Annotated in this window: 19 protein-coding genes; 17 read left to right on the forward strand and 2 right to left on the reverse strand. The window is 32.1% G+C overall.

The window, feature by feature from the left end:
- Positions 1-27 precede the first annotated feature (27 nt).
- The 10 genes from RMO70_RS11310 (at position 28) to RMO70_RS11355 (ending at position 9,930) form a co-directional block, all read left to right on the forward strand.
- Entirely contained in the window at positions 28-1,428 is a 1,401-nt protein-coding gene (locus RMO70_RS11310) for an anthranilate synthase component I family protein (protein ID WP_310556540.1), read from the forward strand.
- 89 nt (positions 1,429-1,517) lie between these two features.
- Complete coding sequence (locus RMO70_RS11315) at positions 1,518-2,087, forward strand: aminodeoxychorismate/anthranilate synthase component II (protein WP_310556541.1); 570 nt, start codon at positions 1,518-1,520, stop codon at positions 2,085-2,087.
- Between the two features lie 59 nt (positions 2,088-2,146).
- The gene (trpD, locus tag RMO70_RS11320; RefSeq protein WP_310556542.1) at positions 2,147-3,139 is read left to right on the forward strand and encodes an anthranilate phosphoribosyltransferase; all 993 of its coding nucleotides are present in this window, start codon (positions 2,147-2,149) and stop codon (positions 3,137-3,139) included.
- 67 nt (positions 3,140-3,206) lie between these two features.
- On the forward strand, positions 3,207-3,989 hold the full coding sequence (gene trpC, locus RMO70_RS11325; RefSeq protein ID WP_310556543.1) for an indole-3-glycerol phosphate synthase TrpC: 783 nt from the start codon (positions 3,207-3,209) through the stop codon (positions 3,987-3,989).
- Positions 3,990-4,019: 30 nt separating this feature from the next.
- Positions 4,020-4,619 carry a phosphoribosylanthranilate isomerase gene (locus tag RMO70_RS11330; protein ID WP_310556544.1) on the forward strand — a complete coding sequence of 200 codons (600 nt, stop codon included), beginning with the start codon at positions 4,020-4,022 and terminating at the stop codon, positions 4,617-4,619.
- Between the two features lie 2 nt (positions 4,620-4,621).
- On the forward strand, positions 4,622-5,809 hold the full coding sequence (gene trpB / locus RMO70_RS11335; protein WP_310556545.1) for a tryptophan synthase subunit beta: 1,188 nt from the start codon (positions 4,622-4,624) through the stop codon (positions 5,807-5,809).
- Positions 5,810-6,031: 222 nt separating this feature from the next.
- Entirely contained in the window at positions 6,032-6,793 is a 762-nt protein-coding gene (gene trpA, locus RMO70_RS11340; RefSeq protein WP_310556546.1) for a tryptophan synthase subunit alpha, read from the forward strand.
- 265 nt (positions 6,794-7,058) lie between these two features.
- Positions 7,059-7,943 (forward strand): metalloprotease, encoded by an 885-nt coding sequence (locus RMO70_RS11345; protein WP_310556547.1) that lies wholly within the window; start codon positions 7,059-7,061, stop codon positions 7,941-7,943.
- A gap of 134 nt (positions 7,944-8,077) precedes the next feature.
- Positions 8,078-8,896 carry a 3-deoxy-8-phosphooctulonate synthase gene (gene kdsA, locus RMO70_RS11350; RefSeq protein ID WP_310556548.1) on the forward strand — a complete coding sequence of 273 codons (819 nt, stop codon included), beginning with the start codon at positions 8,078-8,080 and terminating at the stop codon, positions 8,894-8,896.
- 188 nt (positions 8,897-9,084) lie between these two features.
- A complete protein-coding gene (locus RMO70_RS11355) occupies positions 9,085-9,930 on the forward strand; it encodes a hypothetical protein (protein ID WP_310556549.1) in 846 nt (281 codons plus the stop codon).
- On the opposite strand, the gene RMO70_RS11360 is transcribed toward RMO70_RS11355, so the two are convergent.
- On the reverse strand, positions 9,931-10,281 hold the full coding sequence (locus RMO70_RS11360) for a DUF1801 domain-containing protein (RefSeq protein ID WP_310556550.1): 351 nt from the start codon (positions 10,279-10,281) through the stop codon (positions 9,931-9,933).
- Positions 10,282-10,357: 76 nt separating this feature from the next.
- Here RMO70_RS11360 and RMO70_RS11365 point away from each other — a divergent pair, with 76 nt between their 5' ends.
- The 7 genes from RMO70_RS11365 (at position 10,358) to RMO70_RS11390 (ending at position 16,169) form a co-directional block, all read left to right on the forward strand.
- Positions 10,358-10,966, forward strand: a complete 609-nt coding sequence (locus tag RMO70_RS11365) for a hypothetical protein (protein ID WP_310556551.1) — start codon at positions 10,358-10,360, stop codon at positions 10,964-10,966.
- Between the two features lie 21 nt (positions 10,967-10,987).
- Positions 10,988-11,665 carry a YiiX family permuted papain-like enzyme gene (locus tag RMO70_RS11370; RefSeq protein WP_310556552.1) on the forward strand — a complete coding sequence of 226 codons (678 nt, stop codon included), beginning with the start codon at positions 10,988-10,990 and terminating at the stop codon, positions 11,663-11,665.
- Positions 11,666-11,668: 3 nt separating this feature from the next.
- Positions 11,669-11,965, forward strand: a complete 297-nt coding sequence (locus RMO70_RS11375) for a transcriptional regulator (RefSeq protein WP_310556553.1) — start codon at positions 11,669-11,671, stop codon at positions 11,963-11,965.
- A gap of 60 nt (positions 11,966-12,025) precedes the next feature.
- Entirely contained in the window at positions 12,026-12,481 is a 456-nt protein-coding gene (locus RMO70_RS11380; RefSeq protein WP_310556554.1) for a hypothetical protein, read from the forward strand.
- Positions 12,482-12,542: 61 nt separating this feature from the next.
- The gene (locus RMO70_RS16925) at positions 12,543-13,142 is read left to right on the forward strand and encodes a DUF1361 domain-containing protein (protein WP_409025079.1); all 600 of its coding nucleotides are present in this window, start codon (positions 12,543-12,545) and stop codon (positions 13,140-13,142) included.
- 2 nt (positions 13,143-13,144) lie between these two features.
- Entirely contained in the window at positions 13,145-14,500 is a 1,356-nt protein-coding gene (gene creD, locus RMO70_RS11385; RefSeq protein ID WP_310556555.1) for a cell envelope integrity protein CreD, read from the forward strand.
- Positions 14,501-14,624: 124 nt separating this feature from the next.
- Positions 14,625-16,169, forward strand: a complete 1,545-nt coding sequence (locus RMO70_RS11390) for a hypothetical protein (RefSeq protein ID WP_310556556.1) — start codon at positions 14,625-14,627, stop codon at positions 16,167-16,169.
- A 153-nt stretch (positions 16,170-16,322) separates the two neighbouring features.
- Here RMO70_RS11390 and RMO70_RS11395 read toward each other — a convergent pair whose 3' ends face one another.
- Positions 16,323-18,137 (reverse strand): discoidin domain-containing protein, encoded by a 1,815-nt coding sequence (locus RMO70_RS11395; RefSeq protein ID WP_409025080.1) that lies wholly within the window; start codon positions 18,135-18,137, stop codon positions 16,323-16,325.
- Positions 18,138-18,160 lie beyond the last annotated feature (23 nt).

The following is an 18,160-nucleotide window of genomic DNA, read 5'->3' on the forward strand; positions in this document are numbered from 1 at the left end:
GCCTTTTTTTTGTTAAAAAAAATCAAAATGATGCAATACAAACTAAATACTTTTCACAAACAAATTTTGGCCGATACTATAACGCCAGTAAGCGTTTATTTGAAAATTCGAGATAAATTCCCGAATAGTCTTTTACTGGAAAGTTCCGATTATCGAGGCAACGATAACAGTTTCTCCTATATATGTTGCAACCCGATTGCAAGTATCAAAATCGAAAACGAAATTGTAACCCAATATTTCCCTGACGGAACTTCAACAAAATTTGATATAACAAAAACGATAAACATTCCAGAAGTGATACAGAATTTTGCGTCACAATTCGAATCTCAAAAAAACGATTTCAAGTTTATCAATAACGGTTTGTTTGGTTACATTTCTTATGATGCGGTTCGCTATTTCGAGAAAATAGAAATTTCAAAAAAAGAAAACAATCTGGAAATTCCAGAAGTTTATTATGCCATTTATCAAAACATAATCGCCATAAACCATTTCAAAAACGAAGCCTATATTTTTTGTCACTCAACAAACGGTGAAAATAATATCCAAGAAATAGAGCAATTGTTACAATCTAGAAATTTTGCATCTTATACTTATTCAAACGAGGGAAAATCAACTTCAAACCTTTCTGATGATGAGTTTAAAGCCAATGTAGCCTTAGCCAAAAAACATTGTCAGCGTGGCGATGTGTTTCAATTGGTTTTGTCACGTCGATTTACTCAAAATTTCAAAGGCGACGAATTCAATGTGTATCGTGCTTTGCGAAGCATCAATCCATCACCGTATTTGTTCTTTTACGACTACGGAAATTTCAAAATTATGGGTTCATCACCCGAAGCACAAATTGTTGTCAAAAACAGAAAAGCCGAAATTCACCCAATTGCTGGAACTTTCAAACGAACAGGAAACGATGAGCAAGATGCAATTTTAGCAAAGAAATTACAAGACAATCCAAAAGAAAATTCCGAACACGTTATGTTGGTCGATTTAGCCAGAAACGATTTAAGTCGCCACGGAAATAATGTGAAAGTCGAAAATTATTGTGAAGTTCAGTTTTTTTCTCACGTTATTCATTTGGTTTCAAAAGTAACTGGAACATTACACGAAAGTGCCACTACAATGCAAGTTGTTGCCGATACTTTTCCTGCAGGAACACTATCTGGCGCACCCAAACACAAAGCGATGCAACTCATCGAAAAATACGAAAAAACAAATCGAGATTTTTATGGTGGTGCCATAGGTTTTATGGATTTTGAAGGCAATTTCAATCACGCTATTATGATTCGAACCTTTTTGAGTAAAAACCATCAATTACATTATCAAGCCGGAGCCGGAATCGTAAATTCTTCCACCGAAGAAGACGAATTACAAGAAGTATATAATAAATTAGGAGCGTTGAATAAAGCATTGGAAATAGCAGAGAAAATCTAGAAAATAGAGAAAAGAAAAAAAGTTTTTTTTAATTTCAGTAATAAAATTGAAAACTCTATACCTCCAATCTCTACGTTAAAAAAAAGAATATGAAAAAAATAGTACTCATAGACAATTACGATAGTTTTACTTATAATCTAGTGCACTATCTCGATGATTTGAATTGCAAAGTCACCGTTTTTCGCAACGACGAGTTCGATATTGACGAGTTGAAACAATTCGATAAAATTCTACTTTCGCCAGGTCCAGGAATTCCAGACGAAGCAGGATTATTGAAAGAAGTGATCAAAACGTATGCGCCAACCAAAAGTATTTTGGGCGTTTGTTTAGGACAACAAGCCATTGGAGAAGTCTTTGGCGGAAGCCTTACAAACCTAAAAAAAGTCTATCACGGAGTTGCCACAAATATAAAAATCACCAATCCAGATGCTATTCTTTTTAAAGATTTACCAAATGAATTTGAAGTAGGTCGTTATCATTCGTGGGTAGTTTCTAATGATAATTTTCCTAACGATTTAATCATTACATCAATCGACGAAAACGGACAAATTATGTCATTAAAACATAACAAATTCGATGTTCGAGGTGTGCAATTTCACCCAGAAAGTGTTTTAACGCCAAACGGCAAGAAAATTTTAGAAAATTGGGTTAACAATTAGTCTTCAGTTAAAAAATCCTTGTAAATCAGCAAAATCCGCGTCATCCGCGTTCCAATAAAATGAAAAACATATTAAACCGACTTTTCAACCACGAAACTTTATCTTCTGCCGAAGCCAAAAACGTGCTAGTCAATATCTCAAACGGAAGTTATAATCAAAGTCAAATAGCGAGTTTTTTAACCGTTTATATGATGCGAAGCATTAGCGTCGAAGAACTTTCGGGTTTTAGAGAAGCCTTGTTAGATCTGTGTATAAAAATTGATTTATCAGCTTATAATACTATCGATTTATGCGGCACTGGTGGAGACGGAAAAGATACCTTCAACATTTCAACATTGGCATCATTTGTAACGGCTGGAGCAGGAATAAAAGTTGCCAAACACGGAAATTACGGCGTTTCATCAATATCAGGATCGAGCAATGTTATGGAAAATTTAGGCGTAAAATTTAGTAATGATGCTAGTTTTCTTGAAAAATGTATTGACCAAGCAGGAATTTGTATTTTGCACGCACCTTTATTTCATCCAGCAATGAAAAACGTTGCCCCAATCAGAAAAGATTTAGGTGTAAAAACCTTCTTTAATATGTTGGGACCAATGGTGAATCCGAGTTTTCCAAAAAACCAGTTGGTTGGCGTTTTCAATCTCGAATTAGCTAGAATGTATGCCTATTTGTATCAAAATACCGATACCAATTTCAATATTTTGCATAGTTTAGATGGTTACGATGAAATTTCTTTGACAGGAAATACAAAATCCATTTCCAAAACCAAAGAAACGATGTTTTCAGCAGAAGATTTCGGATTGCAAAAACTGAATCAAATTGACATTCAAGGAGGAAAAACTATTGAAGAATCTGCCCAAATGTTCATCGATATTTTATCTGGAAAAGGAACCGATGCCCAAAATAATGTAGTTTGTGCCAATGCTGGAATGGCGATTGCAACCGTAAATAATTTGACTATTAAACAGGGATTTGAATTGGCAAAAGAAAGTTTATTATCTGGTAAAGGATTAATTGCATTAAACAAACTCAAAGAATTAAGTAATTAATAACAATTGTAATACCTAAGAATAGCAAAATCTTTGAGACTTTTGTTTCTTTTTTAAAAATAAAAAAATGAATATTTTAGATAGTATAATAACCGATAAAAAACGAGAAGTCATTCTCAAAAAATCAATAATTCCAATTTCGCAATTAGAAAATTCGGTTTTGTTTGAAAGAAAAACAATCTCATTATCTAATAATTTACGAAACAGCAATTCAGGAATTATTGCCGAACACAAACGCCGTTCGCCATCAAAACCGAACATCAACAACTCATTTACAGTGGAAGAAGTCGTAAAAGGATATGAAAATGCTGGAGTTTGTGGTATTTCTGTTCTTACTGATGGGAAATATTTTGGTGGTTCATTAGATGATTTATTACTTGCAAGAGCATCAGTAAATATTCCGTTATTAAGAAAAGAATTTATTGTTGATGAATATCAAATTGTAGAAGCAAAAGCGCACGGAGCCGATTTAATTTTACTCATCGCAGCCGTTTTAACCCGCGAAGAAATCAAGCATTTATCCGAATTTGCAAAAGCATTGCATCTTGAAGTTTTGTTGGAAGTTCATAATCTCGAAGAATTACAAAAATCGATAATGCCAAGCCTTGATATGATTGGTGTCAATAATAGAAATCTAAAAACTTTCGAAGTCAGTTTGGATTTCAGTAAACAATTAGCAAATGAAATTCCGAACGATTTTGTGAAAGTTTCCGAAAGTGGCATCTCATCAATAGAAGCAATTCAGGAACTCAAACCTTATGGTTACAAAGGATTTCTGATTGGCGAAAACTTTATGAAAACCGATAATGCAGGATTGGCTGCAACTGAGTTCATAAAAAATCTGTGTTAATCTGTGAAATCCGTGGCTAAAAATAATAATATGAAAATAAAAATCTGCGGAATGAAATATCCCGAAAATATTCTCGAAGTAAGCCAATTACTCCCTGATTATCTTGGCTTTATTTTCTACGAAAAATCATCAAGATATTTTGATGGCGAAATTCCTGAAATACCAAATTCAATCAAGAAAGTAGGCGTTTTTGTAAATGCAACATTAAAAGAAATAATTTCAAAAATAAAAAAATACAATTTAGACATTATTCAACTTCACGGAAATGAAACCCCAGAATATTGCGAAAATCTAAAGAATGATAATCTAGAAATAATAAAAGTTTTTTCTGTCGATGATGATTTTAATTTTGAAGAATTATCCAAATACGAAAATGTCTGCGATTATTTCCTATTCGACACCAAAGGAAAATTACACGGCGGAAATGGCGTTACTTTCAATTGGCAAATATTGGAGAAATACAAATCGAAAAAACCATTAATCCTTTCTGGTGGTATCGGAATCGAAGAAATTGAAAAGATTAAAAAATTGAATTTACCAATTTATGCTATTGATATAAATAGCAAATTTGAAATTGAACCAGGATTAAAAAACACACAATTATTACAACAATTTATAACACAATTATAAAAATGACTACAACATACCACGTTAACGAAAAAGGATTCTACGGCAATTTTGGCGGTGCATACATTCCAGAAATGCTTTATCCAAATGTAGAAGAATTACGCCAAAATTATCTCAAAATAACAGCGGAACCATCTTTTCAAGAAGAATTCGAATATTTGCTAAAAGATTATGTAGGTCGCCCTACTCCACTTTATTTTGCGGAGCGATTGTCCAAAGAATACAACACAAAAGTCTATCTCAAACGAGAAGATTTGTGTCACACAGGCGCGCACAAAGTCAATAATACCATTGGTCAAATTCTAGTGGCAAAACGACTTGGCAAAACAAGAATTATTGCTGAAACTGGAGCAGGACAACATGGCGTAGCAACCGCAACAGTTTGTGCCTTAATGGGTTTGGAATGCATTGTGTATATGGGCGAAGTCGATATCAAGCGACAAGCACCAAATGTAGCACGAATGAAAATGCTAGGCGCAGAAGTTCGACCAGCAACATCAGGCTCAAAAACCTTGAAAGATGCTACCAACGAAGCGATTCGAGATTGGATAAACAATCCTGAAAACACCTATTATATTATAGGTTCCGTTGTTGGGCCACATCCTTATCCTGATATGGTGGCGCGTTTTCAAGCCGTGATTTCCGAAGAAATCAAAACACAATTACTCGAAAAAGAAGGACGTGAAAACCCTGATTATGTCATTGCTTGTGTTGGTGGTGGAAGCAACGCTGCTGGAACTTTCTATCATTTTTTAGACAATCCAGAAGTGAATATTATTTCGGTTGAAGCCGCAGGAAAAGGTATCGATACTGGCGAAAGTGCAGCAACTTCTGCACTTGGTAAAATCGGTATTATTCACGGTTCAAAAACCCTTTTGATGCAATCGCCTGATGGTCAAATTACCGAACCTTATTCGATTTCTGCAGGTTTAGATTATCCAGGAGTTGGTCCAATGCACGCCCATTTATTCGAAACCAAACGTGCAGAATTCATTGCCATTACCGATGAAGATGCGATGAATTGGGGTATCAAACTATCCAAAACCGAAGGCATAATTCCTGCCATAGAAACTGCTCACGCATTTGCCATTCTCGATGTCAAGAAGTTTAAACCGACTGATATTGTGGTTATTAACTGTTCTGGGCGTGGCGACAAAGATTTGAATACTTACATAGATTATTTTAAGTTATAATTGGGCGTTACCCCGATGAAAAATCGGGGTCGGGCTTTCCGCTATATCTTTTTTGTGGCTGAAAAAGCCACAAAAAAGGATACCGCTTTAATCCCTAACGCAAAAGAATAACTATTATCCTAACAGGTTTTGAAAACCTGTTAGGTATTAAAATTTACAAAAATTAATATTAAAAAATAAACCTAACAGGTTTTTAAAACCTGTTAGGATAACACACATAAAATGAATCGAATAAATCAAAAACTCCAAGAAGACAAAAAATTATTATCCATCTACTTTTCAGCAGGATATCCAAACCTAAACGATACCGTACAAATCATTCAAGATCTAGAAAAATCTGGAGTCGATATGATTGAAATTGGTTTACCATTTAGTGATCCACTAGCCGATGGGCCAACTATTCAAGAAAGTTCGACCATCGCCTTACAAAACGGAATGACTACAAAATTGCTTTTTGAACAACTTTCCAACATCCGCGAAAGCGTAAAAATTCCGTTAATTATTATGGGATATTTCAACCCAATGTTACAATATGGTGTCGAGGAATTTTGCAAAAAATGTCAAGAAATAGGTATCGACGGATTAATAATTCCAGATTTACCAGTAGATATCTACGCGGAGAATTACAAAGAAATATTCTACAACTACGGATTAATCAATATACTTCTCATCACACCACAAACCTCAGAAAGTAGAATTCGATACATCGATTCAGTTTCTAACGGGTTTATTTATATGGTTTCCTCAGCATCAGTTACTGGTGGAAGTTCAACTGAATTTGGTGATGCACAACAAAACTATTTCAAACGAATTGCCGATATGAAATTACAAAATCCACAAATTGTAGGTTTTGGAATTAACAATAAATCAACATTTGATCAAGCCACAAAATATGCAAAAGGCGCAATAATTGGCAGTTCTTTTATTAAATTTTTATCAAAAAATAATCAAATCTATCATTTTGTTGAAGAATTTACAAAATAAATTAAACATTAGTATTTGTTTAAAAGTTAAATTAATGTTAAATTATACTATAATTAACCATTGTTAAATTATTGTGAATGCGCTTTTAATCGTTAAAATATGTCTTTAAACCGATTTTAATGTTTTATCTTATAAAAAAATAATCAAAATTAAATTGCGAATAAATCAATAAATTAAAATTATACATAAATAATTAATAGTTTTACAACGTAAATTTTAAAAAATATTAACCAACCAACCAACCAACCAATTAAAACTATTATTTATGAAATCAACCAAATTAGCATTAGCATTATTAACAGTAGGGATTTTTTCTTCATGTAGCAAAAATGAAGATACTGAAATTTTTACACCTGTAGCAAGTAGTATAGAACAACCATCTGCTATAAATAAAGAATGTAGTTATGTAGATGGCAACTGGGCTTCGGCTGCAACTTTATACACAACATTACCAAATTCAGGGAGTACAACAGGAGCAAGTCTAATGACCACTCAAAATTCTTCAATAGCCTCTTTTTGGGGAAGAAGTGCACCAACATTCCGTTTTGTTAGAGATTTAACAACACCAAGTTCTACTTTTAATGCAATTTCTTACGGTAATGGTAAAATTTATTTTGGTGAGGCTATTTTCAAATGGGCTTACAACAGAGATAGTTCTAACTTAATCAATGTAATGATTTTAGCTCATGAATATGGTCATCAATTACAATATATTTTTGGACTACCATCTGTTTCAGAAAGTACTGTAAGACCAAATGAACTTGAAGCTGATGGCTTTGCAGGATACTATTTAAGAAGAGGTTACGGAAAGTCAACGTTTGCTTCAATAGCAACTGCATATGATGCAGCTTTTGCTATTGGTGATAATAATGTGACAAGCCCAGGACATCATGGCACACCAGCACAAAGAAGATCTGCAGTTCGATTAGGTTTCTTATTAGCAGATCCTGCAAATTCAAAATTAAGTGCTACTTCTTTTGATTATAACTTTTTCTACTATTATACAGGTGTAAAAAATGGTACATATCGTAAAGCTAAACCTGCTGGATATAGCGAAAAAATGGATCAAATTATTAAATTACACGAAGATGAGTTAAGAAGAATACAATCAGGTGAAATGTCTGATGAAGAATATTTCAACTTACAATAATTCAAAAATAAAATTTTTAAAAAGCTGCTCAATTGGGCAGCTTTTTTTATATATCCCAATTTAACATTTCATTACTAGTGTTGAGTATTTGAATCACAATATTTAATACTATATTTGCAAAAAATTTCACAACTATGAATTTACAAAACATACCGAATATCAAACATTTAGAGAGTGGAAACTTCTTTATACTAGCTGGTCCTTGTGCAATTGAAGGCGAAGAAATGGCAATGCGAATTGCAGAAAAACTAGTAGGTATTACTGATAAATTACAAATTCCTTATGTTTTTAAGGGTTCGTTCAAGAAAGCCAATCGTTCTAGAATTGATAGTTTTTCGGGAATAGGTGATGAAAAAGCATTGAAAATTTTACAGAAAGTAGCTAAAGAATTTGGAGTTCCAACGGTAACTGATATTCATTCCAATGAAGATGCTGTTATGGCTGCCGAATATGTTGATGTATTGCAAATTCCTGCGTTTTTAGTGCGTCAAACTGATTTAGTTGTCGCTGCGGCAAATACTGGAAAAACTGTCAATTTAAAAAAAGGACAATTTATGAGTCCGGAAAGCATGAAACACGCTGTGCAGAAAGTTTTGGATTGCAATAACCAAAATGTAATGGTTACCGATAGAGGTTCTATGTTTGGTTATCAGGATATGATTGTCGATTTTAGAGGAATTCCTACGATGCAAACTATGGCAACTACGGTACTAGATGTGACACATTCGTTGCAACAACCCAATCAAGTGGCTGGCGTGACTGGCGGAAGACCTGATATGATAGAAACCATTGCCAAAGCGGGTATTGCTGTGGGCGTAGATGGCATTTTTATAGAAACCCATTTTGATCCTGCTAATGCTAAAAGTGATGGTGCCAATATGCTACATTTAGATTATTTTGAAGGTTTAATGACCAAATTAGTGGCTATTCGCCAAACAATTAATCAGTTTTAATTTCCCAAATAATTTAATTTAACCTACTACTACCCTAGCTAGCCCTGATAGTAGTGAAAACCCCACAGGAAAAAAACTATTTTTTCTTGGCAGAAAAGAGCGACCAAAGGAAGCTCCTTTTTTGACATTAGAAAAAAAGTTTTTTGACGAGGAGTTGGAACGAATAGCAGGAATGGCTCCAAATTATTATGAAAAAAATACTTCTAGTTACTTTACTTTTTATTTCTAATTTTTGTTTTTCACAAGATTCATTACAAACAAAATATACGGCTCACAACAAAGGAAAATTCTTTGTGTATTGGGGCGGAAATAGGGAATCATTTTCAAAATCAGATATTAATTTTTCTGGGAATGGTTACAATTTTACAGTAGAAAATGCTAGTGCAAACGACAAGCCTAAAGGTTGGCATATTGATTATTTTAATCCCGCAAGAATGACAATTCCTCAAACTAATTTTAGATTGGGGTATTTTATTTCGGATAAATATGCGGTGTCGATTGGGGTGGATCATATGAAATATGTGATGAATCAGAATCAAACGGCGAAAATAAATGGGTTTATAAATTTGCCTAATGAGGATCCTGCGGCGATTCACAATGGAATTTACAATGGCAATCCGAAAGTTTTAACGGAGGATTTTTTGACTTTTGAACACACGGATGGTTTGAATTATGTGAATGCAGAAGTGGCTCGATATGATGATTTGTCCAAATATATTGGTTTGCCAAATACGGATAAGTTTCAGATAAATCTTGTTGAAGGTCTTGGTGCTGGTATTTTATACCCAAAAACAAATGCTAAGGTATTGAGCAAAACCCGTCACGACGATTTTCATATTTCAGGATATGGAGTATCAGCAAAAATGGGATTGAATTTTACTTTTTTCAAACATTTTTTCATTCAAACGGAACTTAAAGGTGGATTTATTGAGATGAATGATGTGAAAACTACGTTTGATGATGCGGACAAGGCAAGGCATCATTTTTGGTTTTTGCAACGTATAATTACAATAGGAGGAGTTTTTAGAATCTAATTATTTGTAAACTTCTTTAGCTTCGTGAATGACTTCTCGCAAAACTTTGTCGGGAATGGTATCTAATTCAAAATAGCGAAGTGATTTAATTTGCGTTCTGTTCTCTGATGTTAAAAATTCTTGATGGTTTTTTATTTGATTTCCATAAAAAAAAGCAATATCTACAAACTTTTTCTTGTGACTTGCATTGATGTAGCAAAATGGTTTTTTTCCTAAATAATAAAAAGGAATATTCCATTTGAAAAGCATTTCGGCTTCTGGGAATTCTTGCTCCATAACAGAACATACATAATATATAATTTCTTGATAGTGTTTCGGCTGATTGAATATGTATTCTTGAGCTGGTTTCATTTTGTAAAAATAAATAAAAAAATATTTGGTTGGGTGGAAATTATTTTTAACTTTGCAATTCAAAGTACTTTATAAAATGGAAAATAAAAATTATTTAGACGATTTAAAAGACATCAAAAACTTGATGAGTAAATCAACCCAATTTATTTCACTTAGTGGTTTAGCTGGAGTTTTAGCTGGAATATATGCTCTTATTGGAGCTTTTATTGCCAATATGCTTCTTAACAAACACACCAGTTATTATATCACTTTAGAAAGTACCACTTTTAAATATATTGTAGTAACAGCAGTTTCAGTTTTAATTTTATCTTTATTAACAGCTGCAATTTTAACTATTAGCAAAGCGAAACGAGAGAATGAAACCATTTGGAATGCTACTTCTAAACGAATGCTGACCAATTTTATGATTCCATTAGTTACTGGTGGTGTATTTGCATTGCTCCTTATTAAAAATGAAATTTATGGATTGATTGCACCTGTAACTTTAATATTTTATGGTTTATCGTGTGTCAATGCTAGCAAATATACTTTTCGTGATGTAAGGTATTTAGGAATCACTATTACAATTCTTGGATTAATAGCCACTGAATTTTCTGGTTATGCCTTAGAATTTTGGGCATTAGGATTTGGTGTTTGCCACATTTTGTATGGAAGTATGATGTATTTTAAATACGATAGGAAGTAAATAAATTTTAGATATAAAGAAATGAAAGCAACTAAAATAATTTTCGCAATTGTAACTCTTGGAATTAGTTTTTATTTTGCATTGAAAATTGTCAATTCTGTTTTTGAGAAGAAAAATCAATCTTCAAATAAAATTGCACAATCTGACTCAAATAATATTCAAGATGGCGATATAATTTTTCAAACCTCGGAATCGAGTCAGTGCGAAGCAGTGCGAATTGCAACAAATTCAAAATTTTCGCATTGTGGCATCATCTATATTATTGATGGCAAACAATTTGTTTATGAAGCAGTACAACCTGTGAAATTAACCAAAATTGATGATTGGATTACACACGGAAAAGATAATAAATATGTGATAAAAAGAATAAAGAATGCTTCCACTATTTTGACTCCTTCCATAGTGAAAAATATGAAAAATTATGGACAACAATTCAATAACAAAAACTACGATTTGTATTTTGAATGGTCTGACGATAAAATTTACTGTTCCGAATTGATTTGGAAAATATACAAAAATGGTGCAGGAATTGAATTGTGTAAATTAGAAAAATTGAAGCATTTTAATTTAAAAAACAAAACAGTCCAAACTATTTTGAAAGAAAGATACGGAAACAACATTCCGTTGGAAGAAGCCGTTGTGGCACCTTCTCAAATAGTTGATTCAGAGATTTTAGAAACTGTTATTGATACTTATTAAACCTTGAAAAATATAATACAAAATATTAACAAAGCTTTTGACCATAGAATTCGACTTGGAATTATGTCGATTTTGATGGTCAACGAATCTGCTGATTTTAATACTTTGAAAGAACTTTTGGGCGTTACTGATGGCAATTTGGCTTCGCATGCTAAATCCCTTGAAAGTGAAAAATATATTGTGATTGAGAAACAATTTATTGGTAAAAAAACTAATACAAGTTATATAGCGACCCAAACGGGACGAAAAGCTTTTAGTGAACATATTGAAGCTTTAGAAAAATTAATCAAGAAATATTAATCTATTTTTTTATCATTATACTTTGAATTTCAAAGTACTTTTAACTATTTAAAATAAAATATGAAAGAACTATTTATCGAAAAACTTTACGAAATAAGCAAAAAACCATACCAGAAATTCTTCAAGAAAAACAAACCTTGGACAATTTCAAAAAGTGAATTACTGACACTACCAAAAGAGAGTTTGGGCTTTCATTTGGGCTGTTTCTTAATCAAATACAATTTTGAAATCCAACCAAAACTAGAAGATCACGATGTAATTCACGTGCTTACTAATACTGGAATTTCAGTAAAAGAAGAAATTGGTATGCAATATTATCTTTTCGGAAATGGCAAACGAAGTTTGTACTTGTATCTGGTAATGATTTCTGGAACATGCTTTTACCCTACTGAAATTAAATATTTTATTGATAAATACCAACGAGGTAAAAGTGCTCACAAATTTCACTATATCGATTATTCAAAGATGCTTCAAATACCAATAGTAAGAATTCAAGAAACTTTTAAAATTAAATAATATGAAACTTATTCTTCAGCTTTTCAATAGCAATAAAAAAAATAATATGGCAATACTGATGATGGTTATTTATTGTTTATCACTATTAATTGTTAGGGCAAAAATTACTCAAAACATATTTTTGTTTTTTCTGATTTGGAATTTATTTCTAGCTCTAATTCCATATTTGTTAATCATCTATTTGAGAATACAGGATGATTTTAGAAAAAATAAAATAAAAACTTATTTAATAATAGCCATTTGGTTGGCATTTCTACCAAACTCATTTTACATAATAACTGATTTAGTACATATTTTTCAATCACATCCATCCACTTTTTGGTTCGATTTAACGCTTATAAGTTCTTTTGCCTTTGTGGGTTTTTTTATAGGAATACAATCCATATTTGAGTTTGAAAAGATTGCGATGACTTTTTATAATGAAAAAATGCTTCTTATTATAATTCCAATACTATGCTTCTTATGTGGATTTGGAGTTTATCTCGGTCGGATTCTACGATACAACAGTTGGGATATTATTAGTAATCCAAAACAGTTAGTTATTGATATTGGCTTGCAGCTAATAACCGCTAAGACGATACTTTTTTCAGTTCATTTCGGAATTTTTATCTATTTATTCTATACATCAAAAAAAATAATCTTTAACACTAAATCTAATTAAAAATGGAAAATCAAACACAAAACAGTCAAAACAAAAATTCTTTCTTTCAATCCACAACTGCCAAAATGATTATGGTAGGTTTGCTCACATTGTTCTTACTAATTCCGCTAACGTATGTTCAAGAATTAATTTTTGAACGTTCTGAACGCAAAAAAGAAGTTGTTTCAGAAGTGTCACAACTTTGGGGAAAAGATGTCTACTTTTATGGACCAATACTCAAAATTCCATACAAAACGTATGAAGAATACAATGTTAGAAATGAGAAAACAAAAGTAACAACCATTCAGAAAAAGGCAAGTATAGATTATGCATACTTTTTTCCTGAAAAGTTAAATAATAAATCAAACATTAAGAAAAACAGCGCACTAAAACGAGGTATTTATAACAATGTTGTTTTTACTGCCAGTATGGATTTTGAAGGTCATTTTTCAAAACCAAATATTGAAAAATTAGGTATTCCTGAAACCGATTTACTTTGGGACAAAGCCACAATTATGGTTAAAACGACCAATCTAAAAAGTATTAAAAGCGATTTGAACATCAAACTAAACAAGCAATCATTGGAATTTGAATCAAAATCTGATGACGATAGCAATTATGGAACGTTGGAAACTTCTATTTTTGATTATAAAGCGTTAGTAAACTCAGATAAAATTAACTTTAATTTTAAAATGAAATACAACGGAAGCAATAGCGTTAAGTTTATACCTGTTGGCAAAACCACTACTATTTCTATAGATTCCGATTGGGAATCACCAAGTTTTGAAGGTACTTTTGCTGCTAACGATACCACCAAAACTATTGATAAAAAAGGGTTTCACGCGGATTGGAAAATCCTAGACATCAATCGTTCCTTTTCGCAACAATATACTAGTAAATTACCCAATTTGAACGAATATACATTTGGTGTAAAACTTATTGAAACAGTGGATCAATACCAACAAAATGAGCGTGCTTCAAAATATGGATTTTTAGTTATTGGGCTTACCTTTTTGGTTTTCTTTTTGATTCAATCTGTGAGCAAAATCAACATTCACATATTTCAATACTCTATGATAGGATTAGCATTAGTGATGTTTTACACACTATTGATTTCAATAACAGAGCATTCTAGTTTTATAGTTGCCTATCTTGTTGCTGCAATAGCTGTAATTATAATGATTACCCTGTATGCTGTTTCGATATTAAAAATAAAGAAATTTCCAGTATTTATAGGGCTTTCACTCACAGCATTGTACACTTTTATATTTGTAATTATTCAACTGGAAAACTACGCTCTTTTGGTAGGCAGTATTGGATTATTTGCTATTTTAGGATTGGTTATGTATTTCTCAAGACAAATTGATTGGGAAAAATAATTGAATAATTATATATTAAAACGACTCAAAACAATTATTTTGAGTCGTTTTTTTTTAAAATTTAGTTTTTAAAGCAGCTTCAAATTACATATATTTACTTTACATTAAATTGAAAAAAAGAACAATGAAATATTCAAAGTTATTTATCTTATTATTTATCACACACGTTATTTATAGTCAAACTTATTCCATAAAAAAGACTTTTAACCAAAGTGATAAAAAAGATTTTTTGGGAATGACCAAACGAATCTTTGGGATGAATAATGAATTATCCTATAACATTTCTTCGAATGATATAACAAAATCATTTACAGAAATGTCAAGTAATACTAATTATGATGAAAATTATTTAAAAAAAATAAATTCGAATTTAAAAAAAGACAGTTTAAATGCTTTGGTCATAAATGACTTTGGAAATTACTACAGAAGTAAAGGAAATACTGCTTTAGCAAAAGAATATTTTACAAAATCATATAACAATTTATCCATAAAGCATTTTGCCAAAGACAGTGCCTTTTATTATTCTTTTCGTGGTGTTTTAAAAATGAATTTAGAGAAGGAAGATGCCATCTCTGACATTGAAAAATCTCTAAAAATAAATCCTAACGACTCCATTGCAATGGTATTTTATCCAATGCTATTAATACAAAAAGGCGAATTTGAAAAATCTAAAAAATTATGTATTAATAGTTTAGAAAATGAAGGCAAAATGACATCATTTGCATTTCTAATGTTAAATATGACTGTGTTTTTTGAAAAATTTCAATTTCTAATGACCGAAAATTTGGACATTACTAAACGACTAAAAAATAAAAACACCCATTACGATCAATTAATCGATTATAAAATTATTGATAAATATTATGCTCAATATGGATCGAAACCTGAAATAAAAAACATACGAAAGATGTCTGACATACTTGGTTTAATGTTGAAATTTTCAACTTTTGAATCCGCTAAAAATGATGAGGTTATCTTAGAATACAATAATTATGAAATTTCAAAAATTAAAAATTTAGAAAACTATTTTCTCAATGGATTAACTAAAAAAACATTAAATAAATACAGTGCCTATAAGAGTTTGGGGTTTACTAATTTTCTATTGAAGAACAACAAACAAGCAATAGAATATTACAAAAAAGCAATTCAAATCTTTCCATCAAGCAAAAAAACTAGTGATTTCAATTTAACAGAAGCTTATAATATGCTAATCACTTTATACGGTTTAGAAAAAGACGATTTGAACTTCAAAAAAATTTTAGAAGAAAAAATTAAAATACAAGAACTAGATGTAAAATATTCAAATGATTATTTGAAATTAGCAAAATGCCATTTATATGAAAAACATTATGATAACGCCGAAGAATGGTGTAACAAAGCAAGAGCTATAGAACCAAACAACCACAAGACATTACAATTGCTAGCGCATTTGAATTATATAAATGGAAACCTCTTTTTAGGACAACATTATATAAATGACGCAATGAAAAATGCTTTCAATGATGATGACAACTACAATATCATTATGCAATTTGCAGTTTACAACATTCTTGACAACAAGCCGAATGAAGTGATTCAGAATTTTGAAACTGCAAGAAAACTATTAGGAAACAAAAAATGTAACCTGTGTGATGAATTAATGGCTGATTATATCAATATAAAAAATTAATTTTTGAAGAATTAATTCATTTTCCATCCTCGATTTGGTAATATTTTTTTCAAGACAAATTGATTAGAGGAAAGTAATTGAGAAGTAGCGATTTTTGATTTATAAAGTGTAGCAAAAAAACAACTTTATTTGAAGCGATTTAAACAAGGTTTTTTATTCTGATTTTTTAATTTCTGATTTTGGTCCGATTCCGTTGTTATTAAAAGCTTCAATTTGAAAATAATAGGGTTCTGATTTGTCTAAACCATTAAAATAGTATTCGTTTTTGCCATACACCATTATAGATCCATACAATTTGTCTGGTGATTTTCCGAAATAAATCACGTAACCATCTGCCACATTTTCTTGTTGCCATTTGAACCAAACGCTTCGACGTTCCCCTTTTTTCTTCGGTTCTGCGCGCAAAGGAATAAAATTTTGTACTGCGTTGGGTTTGGCTCCTTTTCCTTTTCCGAAAATTCTAAAACCCGACAAGGCAAACTTTCCTGTGGGCATTTGAATGTTTTCGATTTTTATGTAACGAGCTTCAATTGGTTTTTCGAGTTCGATGTAATCGTGTGGAACATCTTTGGTGTTTTTGCTTTTATCGACAAAAACTTTCCAATTTTTGTTGTTGTTAGAATAGGATAAGATGTATTTGTGACCCAAAGTGGTTTCTGGTTTTCCCATCAACGTAACATCTTGATCGGCGTAATTAATTTGTATGGCATTTACCGTACTTTTTTCGCCTAAATCTGAAATTAAAAACTCGCCTTTTTTATCGGATTGTGCCGACCAATACGTTTTTATATCTTCATTGACAGCAAAATTAGCCTGAAAACCTCCGAATGTAGATGAAACTTGAACAGGTTTGTTGTAATTTAAAAGCATCCAACCTGAGAAATTTTCGTTCAAATGATTTTTGTTTTCGGAAGGTAGAAAAGTAGGATAATCGCCGTAAGCGGTATTGGAATATAAAATGCCATCTGAATCGAAACCTGCTGGCCAAATGCCAATGCGTCTTTCGAAATTGTTTTTGGTACAAATGCCGATGGTCGAAACGTGCCAATATTTTTGGTTTTCGTCTTGATAGGTTGCACCGTGACCAGCGCCACGTGCAAATCCGCCAGGTTTATAAGAAAATGGATTGTGCGATTGATATTCAAAAGGACCAAGCGGATTTTTGCTGACATAAACTCCGTTGCCATAACCGCTAAATTCAGTACCTGGTCCGCCATATTGCAAATAATAAGTGTTGTTGTATTTGGTGACAAACGCGCCTTCCATAAACGGTTGTAAAAAAGTATTGTCGTTGTTTTCGCCAAAACGTTCCCAACCGTGTTCGTCGTCGTTGAGTGCAATTAGTGGAACGGGTTGTCCTTGTGGTTGAAAAGTTTTTCGGTTGAGTTGTACGCCATAAAGTGGATAGGTGTTGCTCGATCCATAATATTCGTAAACTTCGTCTTTATCTTTATTCCAAAAAATTTGTGGATCCCACGCTGCAGCTTCGGATTTGTGAACAAGTTCTTTCCATTCGTTTTTGGTGGGATTGTTGCTCATCCAAATGGGAAAATCTTTGCTGTAAGTGGAACCTACAACAAGTAACGTATCGTTTACGAAAGATAAAGATGGCGCACACAATTCGTCGTAAACTTTGTGTTCGGGACGAAGAAATTTGCGGGAAATAAATTTCCAATCTAGCATATTTTTGCTGTGCCAATAACCCCATTGATTGGTAGAAAAAAGATAATATTCGCCTTTTAAATTAGTGATAACGGGATCGGCTGTGGCTCGGTGCTTTCCTTGGGTTACAAAATTAGGTATAGGACAATAACCATAATCAATATTGATGGGATTGCAATAGGTTTTTTGCTGTGAATATAAAGTTGTGCTACTAAATATAATTAGCACTACGCAACTAGCCCTGATAGCAATGGAAAGCCAAGAGGAAGAAAAAGCTATTTTTTTTCGACCAAAAAAAGCGACCATAGAAGCTCTTTTTTGGGCGTTAA

This window comes from Flavobacterium sp. (genome assembly GCF_031422135.1).
In the GTDB taxonomy this organism is placed as follows: Bacteria; Bacteroidota; Bacteroidia; order Flavobacteriales; family Flavobacteriaceae; genus Flavobacterium.

Bases quoted from the DNA above. Each gene is read 5' to 3' on its own strand.
- RMO70_RS11310 (WP_310556540.1), top strand. From the start codon at position 28: ATGATGCAATACAAACTAAATACTTTTCACAAACAAATTTTGGCCGAT.
- RMO70_RS11315 (WP_310556541.1), top strand. From the start codon at position 1,518: ATGAAAAAAATAGTACTCATAGACAATTACGATAGTTTTACTTATAAT.
- trpD (WP_310556542.1), top strand. From the start codon at position 2,147: ATGAAAAACATATTAAACCGACTTTTCAACCACGAAACTTTATCTTCT.
- trpC (WP_310556543.1), top strand. From the start codon at position 3,207: ATGAATATTTTAGATAGTATAATAACCGATAAAAAACGAGAAGTCATT.
- RMO70_RS11330 (WP_310556544.1), top strand. From the start codon at position 4,020: ATGAAAATAAAAATCTGCGGAATGAAATATCCCGAAAATATTCTCGAA.
- trpB (WP_310556545.1), top strand. From the start codon at position 4,622: ATGACTACAACATACCACGTTAACGAAAAAGGATTCTACGGCAATTTT.
- trpA (WP_310556546.1), top strand. From the start codon at position 6,032: ATGAATCGAATAAATCAAAAACTCCAAGAAGACAAAAAATTATTATCC.
- RMO70_RS11345 (WP_310556547.1), top strand. From the start codon at position 7,059: ATGAAATCAACCAAATTAGCATTAGCATTATTAACAGTAGGGATTTTT.
- kdsA (WP_310556548.1), top strand. From the start codon at position 8,078: ATGAATTTACAAAACATACCGAATATCAAACATTTAGAGAGTGGAAAC.
- RMO70_RS11355 (WP_310556549.1), top strand. From the start codon at position 9,085: ATGAAAAAAATACTTCTAGTTACTTTACTTTTTATTTCTAATTTTTGT.
- RMO70_RS11360 (WP_310556550.1), bottom strand. From the start codon at position 10,281: ATGAAACCAGCTCAAGAATACATATTCAATCAGCCGAAACACTATCAA.
- RMO70_RS11365 (WP_310556551.1), top strand. From the start codon at position 10,358: ATGGAAAATAAAAATTATTTAGACGATTTAAAAGACATCAAAAACTTG.
- RMO70_RS11370 (WP_310556552.1), top strand. From the start codon at position 10,988: ATGAAAGCAACTAAAATAATTTTCGCAATTGTAACTCTTGGAATTAGT.
- RMO70_RS11380 (WP_310556554.1), top strand. From the start codon at position 12,026: ATGAAAGAACTATTTATCGAAAAACTTTACGAAATAAGCAAAAAACCA.
- RMO70_RS16925 (WP_409025079.1), top strand. From the start codon at position 12,543: ATGGTTATTTATTGTTTATCACTATTAATTGTTAGGGCAAAAATTACT.
- creD (WP_310556555.1), top strand. From the start codon at position 13,145: ATGGAAAATCAAACACAAAACAGTCAAAACAAAAATTCTTTCTTTCAA.
- RMO70_RS11390 (WP_310556556.1), top strand. From the start codon at position 14,625: ATGAAATATTCAAAGTTATTTATCTTATTATTTATCACACACGTTATT.
- RMO70_RS11395 (WP_409025080.1), bottom strand. From the start codon at position 18,137: ATGGTCGCTTTTTTTGGTCGAAAAAAAATAGCTTTTTCTTCCTCTTGG.